General features: G+C 65.6%; 9 protein-coding genes. 8 read left to right on the top strand and 1 reads right to left on the bottom strand.

Going from position 1 to position 15,255, the window contains the following annotated elements; genetic code table 11:
• The first annotated feature begins 141 nt into the window (after window positions 1-141).
• The 5 genes from KSAC_RS13025 (at window position 142) to KSAC_RS13005 (ending at window position 8,961) form a co-directional block, all read left to right on the top strand.
• A complete protein-coding gene (locus KSAC_RS13025; RefSeq protein ID WP_102324543.1) occupies window positions 142-1,113 on the top strand; it encodes an NAD(P)H-dependent glycerol-3-phosphate dehydrogenase in 972 nt (323 codons plus the stop codon).
• Between the two features lie 106 nt (window positions 1,114-1,219).
• On the top strand, window positions 1,220-1,705 hold the full coding sequence (locus KSAC_RS13020; protein ID WP_102324544.1) for a glutathione peroxidase: 486 nt from the start codon (window positions 1,220-1,222) through the stop codon (window positions 1,703-1,705).
• A gap of 37 nt (window positions 1,706-1,742) precedes the next feature.
• Complete coding sequence (gene murJ, locus KSAC_RS13015; RefSeq protein WP_132305750.1) at window positions 1,743-3,305, top strand: murein biosynthesis integral membrane protein MurJ; 1,563 nt, start codon at window positions 1,743-1,745, stop codon at window positions 3,303-3,305.
• A 55-nt stretch (window positions 3,306-3,360) separates the two neighbouring features.
• Window positions 3,361-5,979, top strand: coding sequence for a DNA mismatch repair protein MutS (gene mutS / locus KSAC_RS13010; RefSeq protein WP_132305748.1), 2,619 nt, complete (start codon window positions 3,361-3,363; stop codon window positions 5,977-5,979).
• 84 nt (window positions 5,980-6,063) lie between these two features.
• Window positions 6,064-8,961, top strand: a complete 2,898-nt coding sequence (locus KSAC_RS13005) for a [protein-PII] uridylyltransferase (RefSeq protein WP_132305746.1) — start codon at window positions 6,064-6,066, stop codon at window positions 8,959-8,961.
• On the opposite strand, the gene KSAC_RS13000 is transcribed toward KSAC_RS13005, so the two are convergent.
• The gene (locus tag KSAC_RS13000; RefSeq protein ID WP_132305744.1) at window positions 8,951-10,912 is read right to left on the bottom strand and encodes a tetratricopeptide repeat protein; all 1,962 of its coding nucleotides are present in this window, start codon (window positions 10,910-10,912) and stop codon (window positions 8,951-8,953) included. The genes KSAC_RS13005 and KSAC_RS13000 overlap by 11 nt on opposite strands.
• A gap of 93 nt (window positions 10,913-11,005) precedes the next feature.
• Here KSAC_RS13000 and KSAC_RS12995 point away from each other — a divergent pair, with 93 nt between their 5' ends.
• From KSAC_RS12995 to thrC, 3 genes are all read left to right on the top strand, one after another.
• Window positions 11,006-12,520 (top strand): carboxypeptidase M32, encoded by a 1,515-nt coding sequence (locus KSAC_RS12995; RefSeq protein WP_132305742.1) that lies wholly within the window; start codon window positions 11,006-11,008, stop codon window positions 12,518-12,520.
• A 101-nt stretch (window positions 12,521-12,621) separates the two neighbouring features.
• The gene (locus tag KSAC_RS12990; RefSeq protein WP_132305740.1) at window positions 12,622-13,773 is read left to right on the top strand and encodes an L-dopachrome tautomerase-related protein; all 1,152 of its coding nucleotides are present in this window, start codon (window positions 12,622-12,624) and stop codon (window positions 13,771-13,773) included.
• Between the two features lie 77 nt (window positions 13,774-13,850).
• Window positions 13,851-15,251 (top strand): threonine synthase, encoded by a 1,401-nt coding sequence (gene thrC, locus KSAC_RS12985; protein ID WP_132305738.1) that lies wholly within the window; start codon window positions 13,851-13,853, stop codon window positions 15,249-15,251.
• The last annotated feature ends 4 nt before the right edge of the window (window positions 15,252-15,255 follow it).

The raw sequence follows: 15,255 nt of genomic DNA, 5'->3' as shown, positions 1-15,255 counted from the left end.
ACCGTTGCTGACCTTCCGTTACACGACATGCCCACACTGCCGCGCGCCCCGACCCTTGCATGGCAACCCCAACTGGCGCATTGCGATTAAACTGAAAAAACAGAATGCCGGGTACGGCACACACCTCCGGGGAATGAACGGATGACGCACACCGCACGGATTGCCGTTATCGGCGCAGGCGCATGGGGCACGGCACTGGCCATGCAGGCCGCGCGCGCCGGTGCCGATGTCAGCCTGTGGGCACGCAATCCCGCCACCATGTCCGCAGGCCGCGTCATGCCCCGCCTGCCCGGTTTTGCCCTGCCGCCGACCATTACCGTCACCAGTGAGCTGCCCCGTCAGGCGGACCTGATCCTGCTGGCCTGTCCCATGCAGCATCTGCGCGCCACGGCGGCGATGGTCCCGGCCTGCGCGCCGCTGATCGCGTGCTGCAAGGGGATCGAACGCGAAACCGGCCTCATGCCGCTACAGGTGCTGACAGGACTGTTTCCCCACAGCGTGCTGGGCGTTCTGTCCGGTCCCAATTTCGCGCATGAAATCGCAGCCGGACTGCCCGCCGCCGCCGTACTGGCCAGCCCCGACCGCGCACAGGCGCGCAGGCTGGCCGACCTGCTGACCACGCCCGCCTTCCGCCTGTATGCCAGCGATGACCCGACCGGCGTGCAACTGGGCGGGGCGGCCAAAAATGTCGTCGCCATCGCCGCCGGGGCCGCCATGGGCGCGAAACTGGGCGAAAACGCGCGCGCAGCATTAATGACACGCGGCATAGCCGAACTGGCCCGCCTGTCGCACGCGCTTGGCGGGCGGCCCGAAACGCTGTCCGGTCTGGCGGGGGTGGGCGACCTGCTGCTGACCTGCACGGGTCAGGCTTCACGCAATTACCGGCTGGGACTGGCGATCGGGCAGGGCACGCCCGCACCGCAGGCGGCACAGGCGCTGGAAGGCGTGGCCGAAGGCATGGCCACCGCCCCGGCGCTGTACCAACTCGCGCAGCGCCACGATGTCAGCACCCCCGTCATCGCCACCGTAACGGGACTGCTTGCGGGAACGATCGACATGGCCGAAGCCAGCCGCCGCCTGCTGGCGCGGCCCGTCGGGCACGAATTCGCATGAAGGTTCCACGCCGCCACATTTCACACACGCGAACTGACCGCTTGACCACCGCCATCACAGCCTGCAATCGGGTCACTCCGGCGCGCATACAGAACCGAGCTTTTCAATGACCACAATCCATGACTTCGTCCTGCCCAGCCTGAACGGAGGGGAGATCGATCTTTCCACCCTGCGGGGAAAGCCGATCCTTATCGCCAACACGGCTTCCCGATGCGGTTTCACGCCGCAATATGAAGGATTGCAGAACCTGTGGACGACGTGGCGCAGCCACGACCTGATGGTCATTGGCGTGCCGTCGAATGATTTTGGCGCACAGGAACCCGGCACCCCCGACGAAATCACCACCTTCTGCCAGCGCAACTACAGCGTCACCTTCCCCCTGACCGCCAAGAGCCATGTCAAGGGACCGCAGGCGATTCCCCTGTTCCGCTGGCTGGCGCGGGAGGGTGGGTTCCTGTCGCTGCCGCGGTGGAATTTCTACAAATACCTGATCGGGCGCGACGGCAATCTGGTGAACTGGTTCACATCCATCACATCCCCCGAATCGCGGCGCGTGCGCATGGCGGTCGAACGCGCCGTGATGGACCACTGATGACGGATCGAAGCGGCGGGCATTTCCTGCTGGCGCGATGCTGAAGGGCTTTCTGACCGTAAGCGGCTGGACCATGATCAGCCGCGTGCTGGGGCTGGTGCGCGACCAGCTTCTTGCGGCCTTTCTGGGTACTGGCGTTGCGCAGGACGCCTACCAGATCGCCTTCCGCCTGCCCAACATGTTCCGCCGCCTGTTTGGCGAAGGGGCGCTGAACGCCGCCTTCGTGCCGCTGTTCTCCTCCCTGCTGGAACGCGAAGGCAAGGACACCGCCCGGCGCTTTGCGTGCGAGACGATGAGCGTGCTGCTGTCATGGCTGCTGCTGCTGACCGTGCTGGGGGAAGTTTTCATGCCCGGCGTGCTGAGCGTGATCGCACCGGGCTTCACCCATGGCGGCGCACGCGATTCGCTGGCCATATCGCTCAGCCGCATCACCTTTCCCTACCTGCTGCTGATCTGCGGGGCGGCGCTGGTGTCGGGCGTGCTGAACGGCATGCATCAGTTTGGCGTGGCGGCGGCGGCCTATGTCAGCTTCAATGTGATCGGCATTGCCGCCATCCTGATCCTGCCACCCTTCACGGGTGATGTCGCGCATGCCGCCGCATGGGGGGTGAGCGCATCGGGCGTGGTCCAGTTTGGCATCCTGCTTTACGCCGCCCGCCGCGCGGGCATGCGGCTGCGGCTGGTCATGCCCTGCCTTACGCCCCGCATCCGCACCCTGCTGGCGCGGATGGGCGTGGGACTGGTGGGCAGCGGCATCACGCAGATCAATTTCATGGTGGACACCATCATCGCCACCCTGCTGCCGGCGGGTAGCGTTTCGCTCATGTATTTCGCCGACCGGGTGAACCAGCTTCCCCTTGGCGTGCTGGGGGCGGCGGCGGGCACCACATTGCTGCCGGTACTGACCCGTTCGCTTGCGGCGGGAGATATCGCGGGTGCGCACCGCACGCAGGGCCGGGCCATTTCCTATGCGCTGATCCTGACGCTGCCAGCGGCGGCAGGGCTGCTGGTCGTTGCGGCCCCGGTGATGATGGCGCTGTTCGGTCATGGCCATTTCTCGGCGCGGGATGCGGTTCTGGCGGCACAGTCGCTGCGTGCCTACGCTGTGGGCCTGCCTGCCTTCGTGCTAGTCAAGATACTCTCACCGGGGTTTTTCGCCCGTGGCGATACCCGCACGCCGGTTCTGGTGGGACTTGGCACGCTGGTGCTGAACTTCATTCTCAACATAAGCTTCATGCACTGGCTGGCGCATATCGGACCGCCACTGGCCAGCAGTCTGGCCGCCATGGTCAACGCGGGCGTTCTGGCGTTCATCCTGATGCGGCGCGGGGCGCTGATGCCTGATCCCCTGCTTGTCCGCCAGCTTGGTGGCATGGTCGTGTGCGCGGCCCTGATGGCGGCAGGGCTTGCGGCGGCGGGATACACGCCGCTGGGCGGGGCGATGCAGGCCGGTCCCGTGCTGCGCATTATGGATGTGGGCGTGCTGATCGCCATTGGCATAAGCATCTACCTTGCAGCGCTGCACCTGCTGGGGATCACCGATATGCGACAGGTCGCCAGTGCCATCAACCGCCGGTTGCACCGCAACAGGCAGGCATAGGAAAGCCATAAAATCCGGACTGGCGAATCCGCCATCCCGCCGCTAGACACCGGGCATGACATTCCCATCCCCCGAAGGTGCTTCGCCCGCCATGGCGCAGTGGTTCGCGCTTAAAGCCGAACATCCCGATGCGCTCCTGTTCTTCCGGATGGGAGATTTCTACGAACTGTTTTTCAACGATGCGGAAGCGGCGGCCTCCGCGCTGGATATCTCACTGACCGCACGCGGCACGCATGGGGGGGAACCCATTCCCATGTGCGGCGTGCCGGTGCATGCGGCGCAGGCCTATCTGGCCCGGCTGATCCGCCGGGGTTTTCGCGTATCGGTGGCTGAACAGACGGAACAGCCACGCAAGGGACGCCCCGCATCCAAGGGACCGCTGCGGCGCGCGGTCGTGCGGCTGATCACGCCGGGCACCCTGACGGAAGATGAACTGCTGGAAGCGGGACGGCAGAACCTGCTGGCCTGCATCGTCTGCCCCACCGGCCGCGACAGCGCCGATCCGGGTCTGGCATGGATCGATATTTCCACCGGCCTGTTTGAAACCGCGTGCGTCCCGGCGCGCGACATGCACGACCTGCTGGGCCGTCTGGACCCGGCGGAAATCCTGTGCGCGGACAATGTCGAACTGGGTGATTTCGCCGACCGCCGCACCCCTGTCCTGCTGCCCGCAGGACCGGAGGCCGCCCGCCAGCGCATGGCGGAAGCCTTCGGCGTGGCCAGTCTGGACGCCTTCGGCACCTTCAGCGATGCGGAAGCGCTGGCTGCCGGGGCCGCCATCGATTACATCCGCCGCAGTCAGGCCGGGCAGTTGCCGCGCCTGTCGCATCCCCGGCCCAGCTACAGCGGGGATGTCCTGGGCCTCGACCCCGCCACGCGGGCAAGCCTTGACCTGCTGCGCACGCGCGATGGCACGACCGAGCATACCCTGTTCGCAGCCGTGGCCCGCACGGTTACCGCAGCGGGCAGCCGCCTGCTGGCGGACTGGATCGCAGCCCCCCTGACCGATCCCGAGCGCATCGCCCGCCGTCAGGCAGGCTGGACGTGGCTGCTGGACAAGCACGGCATACGCGATGACCTGCGCGCCTGCCTGCGCACCGCGCCCGACATGGCGCGCGCGCTTGGCCGTCTTTCACTGGGGCGGGGGCAGCCACGCGATGCGGTCGCAATCCGCATCGCCCTTGGGGTCGCGCGCGAGGTCGGACAGATCCTGAACCGGCAGGAAGAACTGCCCCCCATACTGGCGCAGGCCGTGGGCCATCTGGACCGCGCGCATGAACTGCAGGACCTGCTGGCGCGCGCACTGGCCGAAAACCCGCCCGCCCGCCTTGATGACGGCGGCATCATCGCCACGGGTTATGATGAGGAACTGGATGCGCAGCGCGAACTGCGCGACGGCAGCCGCCGCGTTATCGCCGCCCTGCAGAAGGAATATGCCGAACAGTTCGACATCGCCAACCTCAAGATCCGTCACCATGCGCAGCTTGGCTATGTGATCGAGGTTCCGGCAGCCGCCAGTGCGCGCCTGCGCGGACATGAGGACCTCATCATGCGGCAGGGCACGGCCAGCGCCAGCCGCTTTTCAACCGAACGGCTGGTCAGCCTTGACCAGCAGATCGCACAGGCGGCTGAAAACGCCGGCCTGCGCGAACGCCACCTGTTCACGCAGGTCGTGCGCCACATTCTCGATGAAGCCGCCCTGCCGGACATGGCCGCCGCCCTGTCCTGCATCGACATCGCGCAGTCCTGCGCCATGCTGGCGGGCGGGGGTACATGGTGCTGCCCCGTGGTGGGAGATGACACGGGTTTCGTCATCGAAGGCTGCCGCCACCCGGTGGTGGAAGCAGCCCTGCCCAGAAACGCACGCTTCACCCCCAATGACTGCGACCTTGAACCCGACCGCCGCATCATGCTGCTGACCGGCCCCAACATGGCGGGCAAATCGACCTTCCTGCGGCAGACGGCGCTGGCGGTCATTCTGGCGCAGGCCGGGCTGCCGGTGGCGGCGCAGGCCATGCGTATCGGGGTGGTGGACCGCCTGTTCTCCCGCGTGGGTGCTGCCGATGACCTTGCGCGCGGTCGCTCCACCTTCATGGTGGAAATGACCGAGACCGCAGCCATCCTCAATCAGGCGGGACCGAAATCGCTAGTGGTGGTGGACGAGATCGGGCGCGGCACCTCCACGCTCGATGGTCTGGCCATTGCATGGGCCGTGCTGGAAACGCTGCATTCCACCCTGCGCTCGCGTGCCATCTTCGCCACCCATTTCCATGAACTGGCCGAACTGGCCAACAGCATGCCGCGCCTTTCCCCCCACACCATGAGCGTGCGGGAATGGAAGGGGCAGGTCATTTTCCAGCACGAGGTCGTTCCCGGCTGCGCGCGGCGGAGCTGGGGCGTGCATGTCGCCCGCCTGGCTGGCGTGCCCGAACCGGTGGTGCGCCGCGCGGGCAGGCTGCTGGGCATGCTGGAAAAAGAACGCGGCAGGCAGGCGCCGCCACTGCCCCTGTTTGAACAGCACATGGCGGAAAAGCCCGAAGAGGACATCGCACCCCCATCCCCCGCCGTTCCGCCCGCCGTGGTGGACATGCTGGAAGAACTGGACCCGGATGCGCTCAGCCCTCGCACGGCGCTGGAAATGCTTTATAAACTCAAAAAACTGTTGAAAGCCTGATACAGCACTGGACCTGCCGCCATTAAGGGCGGCACACTCCAACCCTTATCCCTATCGTCATTCACAGGACGCCATCTGGCCACGATGTCGAACGCCGCCCCCCTTAACGCCTCCTCCGTCGAGGCGATGACAGACGCCCTCCATGCCGCCCTTTTCCCGCCGGGGGACACCGACGATACGCGCGCCCTGCCGCGTGAGGAGGCGATCGGGCTGTTCCGCCGCCACCTGTCGCGCTATCAGGCCCATGTGCGCGAGGCGTTCGAGCACCATCACCTGGGCGGGGCGGAAGCGGGCAAGCTGCTTGCCGCCTATACCGATGGCATGATCCGGGTACTAGGCGAGTTCGCCATGCGGGAAGCCGGGATCGACTCGCAGCCCGAAGCCCCGTTCGCCGTTGCCGCGACCGGCGGATACGGGCGCGGCCTTCTGGCCCCGTTCAGTGATATCGACCTTCTGTTCCTGACAGCGGACACGCAGGCGGAGGATGTGCGGGCCTGCGTGGAATACATCCTGTATTTCCTGTGGGATCTGGGGCTGAAGGTCGGGCATGCCACCCGCACCATCAACGAATGCATTGCGGAGGCGGAAGCCGACACCACGGTCCGCACCACCCTGCTCGACGCGCGCGTGCTGACGGGTAGCGAGACCCTGTTTTCCATGTTCCAGGCCCGCTATATCGTGGCCTGCGTGCGGGCCGGGGCCGACCGTTTCATTACCGACAAGCGCAAGGAACGCGCGGCGCGCCACCAGCGCTTTGGCGACAGCCCCTACCTTGTCGAACCCAACATCAAGGAAGGCCGGGGTGGCCTGCGCGACCTGCAGACGCTGTACTGGATGTGCCGCTATACCTTCGGCACCCGGCATGTATCCGACCTGCTTGCGCCCGGATTCAGTGAACTCGGCCTGCTGACCGAACAGGAAGCCAAGCGCGCGCGGCGGGCATGGGACTTCCTGTGGCGCGTGCGCTTTCACCTGCATTACGTATCGGGCCGGGCGGAAGAGCGCCTGACATTCGATGTACAGCCGGTTGTGGGCGGGCGCATGGGTTACACCCGCCATGGTCGGCAGGTGGGCGTGGAGCGGTTCATGCGCCACTACTTCCTGACCGTGCGCGAGGTCATGCGCCTGACGCTGGTGCTGGAACCTGCCGTGCTGCGACAGGCCCTTGGCCCGGTGGCCAATGCGCCGGAAGCCGACAGCCAGATGCGCGATGCGGGCTTTACGGTGCTGGATGGCCGCATCCTGCCACAGCGCGGCACGTCGTTTGAAAACGAACCCATCCAGATGATGCGCCTGCTGAACTGGGCCAAGAAGCGCAAGCTGCCCATCCATCCCATGGCCATGCACCAGTTGATCCGCTGGGAACGCAAGGCCGCCAGCCTGCGCGGCGATCCGGAAACCGCGCGTATCTTCCTTGACCTCATGTGTGGCGATCCGCCCGAACGTCAGGCCCGCACGCCACGCGCGGGCGAGACACCGGATGCGCCGGATGCCTCCCCCAGTTTCCACCTGATGGATGAGGGACGGCGCAAGGGCAACGCCTACTGGCTGCATATCCTTAACGAGACCGGCCTCATGGGTCGCCTGCTGCCCGACTGGTCGCGTGTCGTGGGGCAGATGCAGTTCGACACCTACCATGTGTTCACGGTTGATGAGCACATCATCGACGCGCTGCGCATTATGGGCCGGGTGGAACATGGCCAGATGGCCGATGAAATCCCCATCGCCTACGATCTGGCGCATAACCTGCATTCGCGCCGCGCGCTGTATGTTGCGGTGATGCTGCATGACATCGCCAAGGGCCGGGGCGGCGACCATTCGGAAATCGGTTCGCAGATCGCGCTGTATGTCTGCCCCGAACTGGGCATGGACAGCGAGGAGACGGAAACCGTTTCATGGCTGGTGCTGCATCACCTGCTGCTCAGCCACACCGCGTTCCAGCGTGATATCGACGACCCCAAGACCATCCTTGACCTTGCCGACATCATCCAGTCGCCCGAGCGCCTGCGCCTGCTGCTTTTGCTGACCATCGTGGACATGCGCGCCGTGGGTCCGCGCGTATGGAACGCATGGAAGGCGACGCTGCTGAACGAACTGTACATGCGCGTGGCCGAAGTGCTGGAAGGCAGCCTTGCCACCACCGAACGCGACGTGCGCGTGGAACGCGCCAAGGCCGCCACCGCACAGTGGCTGGTGGAAGAAGGCATGAACGCCACCGATGTCGGCCACTTCATGGATCTGGGCTATGGCAGTTACTGGCTGTCGTTCGATCACGATACCCATGCCCGCCATGCCCGGCTGATTGGCGATTCCGAACGCCTGCATTCCCCCCTTACGGTAGAAACCCAGCCGCTTCCCGCCCGGGGCGTGACCGAGGTTACGATCTATGCGGCCGACCATCCCGGCCTGTTTTCCAAGATCGCGGGGGCGGTGGCCATTTCCGGGGCCTCGATCGTGGATGCGCGTATCCATACCATGACCAATGGCATGGCGCTGGATACGCTATGGATTCAGGATGCGGGCGGCGCCGCGTTCGAGGAGCCGCAGCAGCTTGGCCGCCTGTCGTTGCTGATCGAACAGGCATTGACGGGCCGCATCAATATCGACCGCGAGATTGCCCAGTGTGGCCGCCGTCTGAGCGGGCGGCGCATGCGGGCCATCCATGTGCCGCCGCGCGTGGTGATCGACAACCGGGCGTCGAACACCTGCACCGTGGTCGAAATCAATGGTCGGGACCGCCCTGGCCTGCTGCATGATGTCACCGCCGCACTGAGCGAACAGAAACTGCAGATCGCGTCGGCCCATATCACCACCTACGGCGTGCGGGCAGTGGACGTGTTCTACGTCAAGGACCTGTTCGGCCTGAAGATCACGGACAAGGAACGCCTGAACCGCATCCGCACGGCCCTGCTGTCCGGCCTGCAGGAAGCGGAGGCAGCGGCGCAGCGCCGTTCCTCCGAACTGGAAAGTATCACAATCTGACAGTTTCCCGCCCTGCAATCCATGCCTGCAGGGCGCTGCTGACAGCCGTCATGACCACCCCCCACGCCTGATCGGGGGGCTGAAGGCCGCCCTGCCGGAACTGCCACAGGGACGGATACCACCGGCTGCGCGGGCAGCCGTCCGGCACAGATGGATAACCCGGAGGCACACCCTCCGGCCCGTCCAGATCAAAGGCGGGATACCAGCGCCAGTCCCCCCCGAAACGATTGAGCAGCCAGACCGGGCACCCCATGGCCCCGGCCAGATGGGCCGCGAGCGTATCCACGCTGATGACCAGATCCAGCGTCGCGATCAGGCGCGCCGTATCAAGCAGATCGGCATCAGGCGCAAGGCTGTGCCGCACGAAGCCTGCCTGCGCACCTTCAGCGACCCGTGGCTGCACGGATATGAACTCCACTCCCGTCACCTGGGTCAGCGGCGCCAGCGCCGCAACAGGCACGGAACGCCGTGCGTCAAAGCGATAGGCCGGATTGCCGGCATGGCACAGGCCGATGCGTAGCGGCCCCTTTGTCCTTTTGTGCGTCCGCCACGGCTTTTCCCCCAGATAAGGTTTGAACGCAGGCACCTGCGCGCCACCCAACACATGCGGCAGGCTGAACAGGTCGCACTGGCTGGTGATGCCCATATTTACATATTCATCAGGAGCGATAATTTCTATTGGATAATTCACCCCATTCGCCGTTGCGCAGCCCAATGTATGCACAAGCCTGCGCAGTGTCTGCGGCACCGCCAGCACGATGGGCGCACGCTGCGCCGCAAGCGGCACGTAACGCAGGAAATGAATGGCATCGCCCAGTCCCTGCGCCAGATGCACCAGTACCTTCCCGCCCCCGGCGAACACCCGACCGTTCCATCGTGGCAGATGGCTGGCCGATGGATGGGGCGGCAGAAAGGCAAGCCGGGATTCCCACAACATCCATCCCTGCTCCATCTCGCCACAGGCCAGCAGGGCGACACCCATATTGAAGCGGGCGCGTGCCTCTGTGTCCTCATCAACTGGCGGGGTCGTGCCCAGTATGGCGTCATAAGCCACACGGGCAGCGACGGGCTGACCGCCTTCGAACAGTCCGGTGGCATGGTTCAGGGCGATGCGGGCATCGGATGGCTGCATGTGCATCGCCTGTCGCAGGGCGGCATCCGCGCCCGCCATATCCCCCAACGCCATGCGGGCGAGACCAAGGTTGTTACAGGCTTCCACCGAAGGTGCATGATCCATGGCCCGCTGAAGCCTGTCCACGGCATCCCGCATGTGCCCACCCGCGAACAGCAGTGCCCCAAGCTGCGACAGCGCCACCCCATCGTGCGGATCATGCTCCAGATGCGCGCGTAAAAGCGTCTCCACCTCCTTCCGCGCGCCGAGGGCCAGCAGCATTTCCACCAGTTCATGCAGATATTCCGCCCGGCCGGGGGCAAGGCGCACGGCCTGCCGCATCTGCGCGCACGCCGCTGTCCGCCTTCCGCGTCGCCACAGGAAACGGGCATGCAGGGCGCGACTGTCACCATCATGCGGACCGGCCAGACTGACCACGCGCGCATAGGCACGGGCGGCGGCCAGCGTATCACCCGTGCTTTCCATCATGTCGGCTGCGCACAGCATGATGCCGACGTCATCGGGATGCGACAGGCAGGCAATGTTCATAGCTGCCCGCGCAGCATCATGATGCCCCTGCACCAGCAGCGCACGCGCCAGCACGACATGATACTGCCCCCGTGGCGCGATACGCAGCGCGCGACCGGCCAGACCGATGGCAACATCCGCCCGGCCAATGGCCAGCGCCACGCAGGCCAGACCGTGAAGCGCATCGGGATCGTCCCCCCGCATGCCCTGCAATTGGGCGAAACAGGCCCGCGCGGTTACGATGTCATCCGCCAGCAGGGCGGCATGCCCCTGCGCCAGCCTGCCTTCACGGTCATGGCTACCCTGCATCATCCGGCCCTCCCCTTGCATGGCGCGGCGCGCTCCCGCACAGTTCACGCACCAGTCCATACGGGACAGACCATTAAGATTCAGTCAGGACCCCACATGAATATCCAGTCCAGCCATGCCGGTCAGCAGGCCTATGACACATTGCGACAGCGCTTCGCCCGTATGGGACAGATCCGCAATGCGCTGGGCATTCTGGGCTGGGACAAGGATACGATGATGCCGGTGGGCGCGAGCGACAGCCGCGCCGAAAGCATCGCAACCCTTGCCGTCCTGTCGCACGAACTCATGACCGCGCCGGACATGGCCGAACTGCTGGATCGCGCGCAGCCCCCGGCCGACGCCATGGCGCGGGCCAACCTGCATGAAATGCGCCGCCAGCACGCCCATGCGGCCGCCGTGCCCGGTGAACTGGTGGAAGCCGCGTCCCGCGCCGCGTCACGCTGCGAGATGGCATGGCGCACCGCCCGCCAGAACAGCGATTTCGCCTCCCTGCTGCCGCAACTGCAGGCGGTGCTGTCCTGCACGCGCGAAATCGCGGCGGCAAAGGCCGAAGCCCTTGGCCTCAGCCCCTATGATGCGCTGCTGGACCAGTATGACGCGGGCACGCGGCAGGCCGATATCGACCCGGTCTTTGCCGAACTGGCGCGCGAGCTGCCGGACCTGATTGCATCCGCGCTCGCACATCAGGACAGCCTGCCACCGCCGCACGCGCCCTCCGGTCCGTTCGGGGTGGGGGCACAGGAAAAGCTGGGAACGGAAACCATGACGGCCATGGGATTCGACATGCAGCGCGGGCGGCTTGATGTCAGCCTGCACCCCTTCTGTGGCGGGGCGGAGGACGATGTGCGCATCACCACCCGTTACGTGGAAGACGACTGCCTGAACGCCCTGATGGGTATCGTGCATGAAACCGGCCACGCCCTGTATGAACAGGGACTGCCCCGGGCATGGCGCGCACAGCCGGTCGGCGAGGCGCGGGGCATGAGCCTGCATGAAAGCCAGTCCCTGCTGATGGAAATGCAGATATGCCGCTCGCGCCCCTTCATGGACTGGATGGCCCCGCGCCTGCGCGCGGCGTTTGATGGCACGGCGGATGACGGGGCGTGGGACGCCGCCAACCTGCACCGCCTCATGACCCGCGTGCGCCCCGGGTTCATCCGGGTGGATGCCGATGAAATCACATATCCGGCCCATATCCTCGTCCGGTACGAGATGGAAACCGCGCTGATCGCTGGCACGATGAAGCTGTCCGACCTGCCGGACGCCTTCAATGCCCGCATCCATGACCTGCTTGGCCTGACCGTGACCGAAGACCGGCTGGGCTGCCTGCAGGACATTCACTGGCCATCGGGTTCATGGGGGTATTTCCCCACCTACACGCTGGGCGCGATCATCGCGGCCCAGTTGCGTGAAGCCGCCGAGCGGGACACGCCTGACATGATGGCCGCCATCGGCAGGGGCGATTTCTCCCCCCTGCTTGGCTGGCTGCGGCCACGCATCCATGCCCGTGGCAGCGGGGCCTCGACCATTGATATCGTACGCGACGCGACGGGGGCCGCCCCCAATACCGGGCCTTACCTGCGTCACCTGCGCCAGCGTTACTGCGCGTAAGCCTGAAAAAGCCGCCGCCCTTTGCCACCGCATCGGTGAAGGGCGGACATGCTGCATCATGCCCTTGCCATTCACGGCGGTTCGTGACGAGATACCGCGCGATGTACGCGAACTCCTCCCCCATCATCCGCCGCCTGCGCCATGCGGGCTTCCTTCTGGCCTGCGGCACCGCCATGCTGGGCACCATGCAGGCCGCCCATGCCGCCAAGCCCGCGCCGCCGCTCAACCCGCCCGCGGCGCTGGAAGAGGTGGCGTCCTCCACCACCAGCGCATGGGACCGCGTGGCCGTGCTGCCCGATGGCCGGTTGCTGGTGGAACTGCCCCGCTGGGCAGGAAATACCGGACCGGGCCTCGCGGTGCTGGACGCCAGCGGCACGCCCCATCCCTACCCTGACGACGCATGGAACGACTCCGCCACACCGGCGGTCAGACGTCTGGTGGCACCTACGGACATCCAGATGGAGGCAGACGGCACGTTATGGGTGCTGGATAGTGGACAGCCCGACCCCACCCGGCCGCCTGTGGCGGATGGCCCCAAGATCGTAAAAATCGACGCCCATACCGGCCAGGTCGCGCAGACATGGGCCATCGACCCGTCCATGCTGCATGATGGCAGCCATCCCGCCACCATGCGTGTGGGGCGCGGGCATGCCTTCATCGGGGATTCGGGCGTTCCGGCCATGATCGTGATCCGGCTGGACACCAACCGGCAGCGGCGGCTTATGCAGCACACCTCATCCCTCACGGCGGGCCAGCCCATTACCGTCAATGGTCGCGTACTGACCAATGCGACGGGCCATACCGCCATTGTCAACATAAGCCAGATGGCCATAAGCCCCGACGGGCAGTGGCTGTATTTCGAACCGCTATGCGGTCCGGTCTACAAGCTGGATACCGACCTGCTGATCGATCCGACCGTAACCCCCATCGAACTGGAAGAAGGGCCTACGCTGTGGTACAAGACCCCGGCGCTGGGCGGCATCACGCTGGCGCCCGACGGTACGCTGTATTTCAATGATGTATCGACCAACAGCATCTTCCGGCTGATGCCCGACCGGGTTTACCAGAAAATCGTAACAGACAGCCGCCTGCACTGGCCCGGTGGCTCCTTCGCCACGCGCGACGGGCAGCTTTACATCCCCACGGGCCAGATCGACCTTACCGCGCCGTTCAATGGCGGGCATAACGCCATCCAGTGGCCCGTTCATATCTACCGCATCAATATCGGCGCGCTGCCACCGCCCAAATTCTGACACACCACGCGCGGAATTGCGCCGGGGGCCGCATGCGCCCCCTTCGCGCGGGGGACGGTTGGGATTATGATAGGAGGATGCGCTATATTTCTACCCGGGGGACTGCCCCCGTCCGCGATTTTTCGTCTGTTCTGCTGGCGGGGCTGGCAGAGGACGGTGGCCTGTACCTGCCGGAAAGCTGGCCCGAGCTTTCGGTAGCCCAGTGGCGCGAACTGCGCGCCCTGCCCTATCCCGAACTGGCGGCCCGCATCATCGCCCCCTTTGCCGAAGGGTCGATCACGCATGATGTGCTGCTGAAGCTGTGCCGCGAGGCCTACGCCCGATTCGACCATCCGGCGATCGTGCCGCTGACGCAGGTGGAAGACGGGCTGTTCGTGCAGGAACTGTTCCACGGCCCGACGCTCGCGTTCAAGGACATGGCCATGCAGTTGCTTGGCCGCCTGTTCGACCATGTACTGACCGAGCGGAATGAAACCGTCACCATCGTCGGCGCGACATCGGGCGATACCGGGTCGGCGGCGATCGAAGCCTGTCGTGGGCGTGAACGGCTGCGCGTGGTGATCCTGCACCCCGAAGGCCGCACGTCGGAAGTGCAGCGCCGGCAGATGACCACCGTGCGGGAACCCAACGTGACCAACCTTGCGGTACAGGGTACGTTCGATGACTGTCAGGACATGGTCAAGGCCATGTTCGCCGATTTGCCCTTCCGCACCGACATGCGCCTGTCGGCGGTCAATTCCATCAACTGGGCGCGCATTGCGGCACAGGTGCCCTATTACGTCTATGCGGCCCTGGCGATGGGCGCGCCGGACCGGGAAGTTTCGTTCGCGGTGCCCACCGGCAATTTCGGCAACGTGCTGGCCGCATGGGTCGCGCGCCGCATGGGGCTGCCCATCCGCGCGCTGTGCGTGGGATCGAACCGCAACGACATCCTGTCGCGCTTCCTGAATGAAAACGACATGAGCATCCACGGCGTGGTGCCCAGCCTGTCGCCTTCCATGGATATTCAGGTATCTTCCAATTTCGAACGCCTGCTGTTCGAACTGCTCGACCGGGATGCGACGGCCTGCGCAAGGATCATGACCGAGTTCCGCAAGACCGGCGTGATGAAGGTGGCAGACCCCGTATGGGACCGCGCCCATGCGCTGTTCCACGGGGTATCGCTGGATGACGCCGCGACGCTGGCGGAAATCCGCACGCTGAACAATCGCAGCCATTATCTGGCCGACCCGCATACCGCCATCGGCATCGCCGCGGGCCGCGCCTTCCGCGAACCGGGCATTCCCATGGTGGCCATGGCGACCGCGCATCCCGCCAAGTTCCCCGATGCGATGGCGCAGGCAACCGGCATCCGCCCCGCCCTGCCCGCCGCATTGGCCGATCTGTATGACCGCCCCGAGCGCTACAGCGTGGTTCCGGCGGATCTGAACATGATCGAGGACAGGGTGCGCGCCGCCGTGATGACCAACGCGGGCTGACGCT

The organism is Komagataeibacter saccharivorans (genome assembly GCF_004348195.1).
GTDB classification, from domain to species: Bacteria; Pseudomonadota; Alphaproteobacteria; order Acetobacterales; family Acetobacteraceae; genus Komagataeibacter; species Komagataeibacter saccharivorans.
Note: the sequence above shows the minus strand (reverse complement) of the source record. Positions and strands in the feature narration are given on the sequence as shown.

Bases quoted from the DNA above. Each gene is read 5' to 3' on its own strand.
- KSAC_RS13025 (WP_102324543.1), top strand. From the start codon at position 142: ATGACGCACACCGCACGGATTGCCGTTATCGGCGCAGGCGCATGGGGC.
- KSAC_RS13020 (WP_102324544.1), top strand. From the start codon at position 1,220: ATGACCACAATCCATGACTTCGTCCTGCCCAGCCTGAACGGAGGGGAG.
- murJ (WP_132305750.1), top strand. From the start codon at position 1,743: ATGCTGAAGGGCTTTCTGACCGTAAGCGGCTGGACCATGATCAGCCGC.
- mutS (WP_132305748.1), top strand. From the start codon at position 3,361: ATGACATTCCCATCCCCCGAAGGTGCTTCGCCCGCCATGGCGCAGTGG.
- KSAC_RS13005 (WP_132305746.1), top strand. From the start codon at position 6,064: ATGTCGAACGCCGCCCCCCTTAACGCCTCCTCCGTCGAGGCGATGACA.
- KSAC_RS13000 (WP_132305744.1), bottom strand. From the start codon at position 10,912: ATGATGCAGGGTAGCCATGACCGTGAAGGCAGGCTGGCGCAGGGGCAT.
- KSAC_RS12995 (WP_132305742.1), top strand. From the start codon at position 11,006: ATGAATATCCAGTCCAGCCATGCCGGTCAGCAGGCCTATGACACATTG.
- KSAC_RS12990 (WP_132305740.1), top strand. From the start codon at position 12,622: ATGTACGCGAACTCCTCCCCCATCATCCGCCGCCTGCGCCATGCGGGC.
- thrC (WP_132305738.1), top strand. From the start codon at position 13,851: ATGCGCTATATTTCTACCCGGGGGACTGCCCCCGTCCGCGATTTTTCG.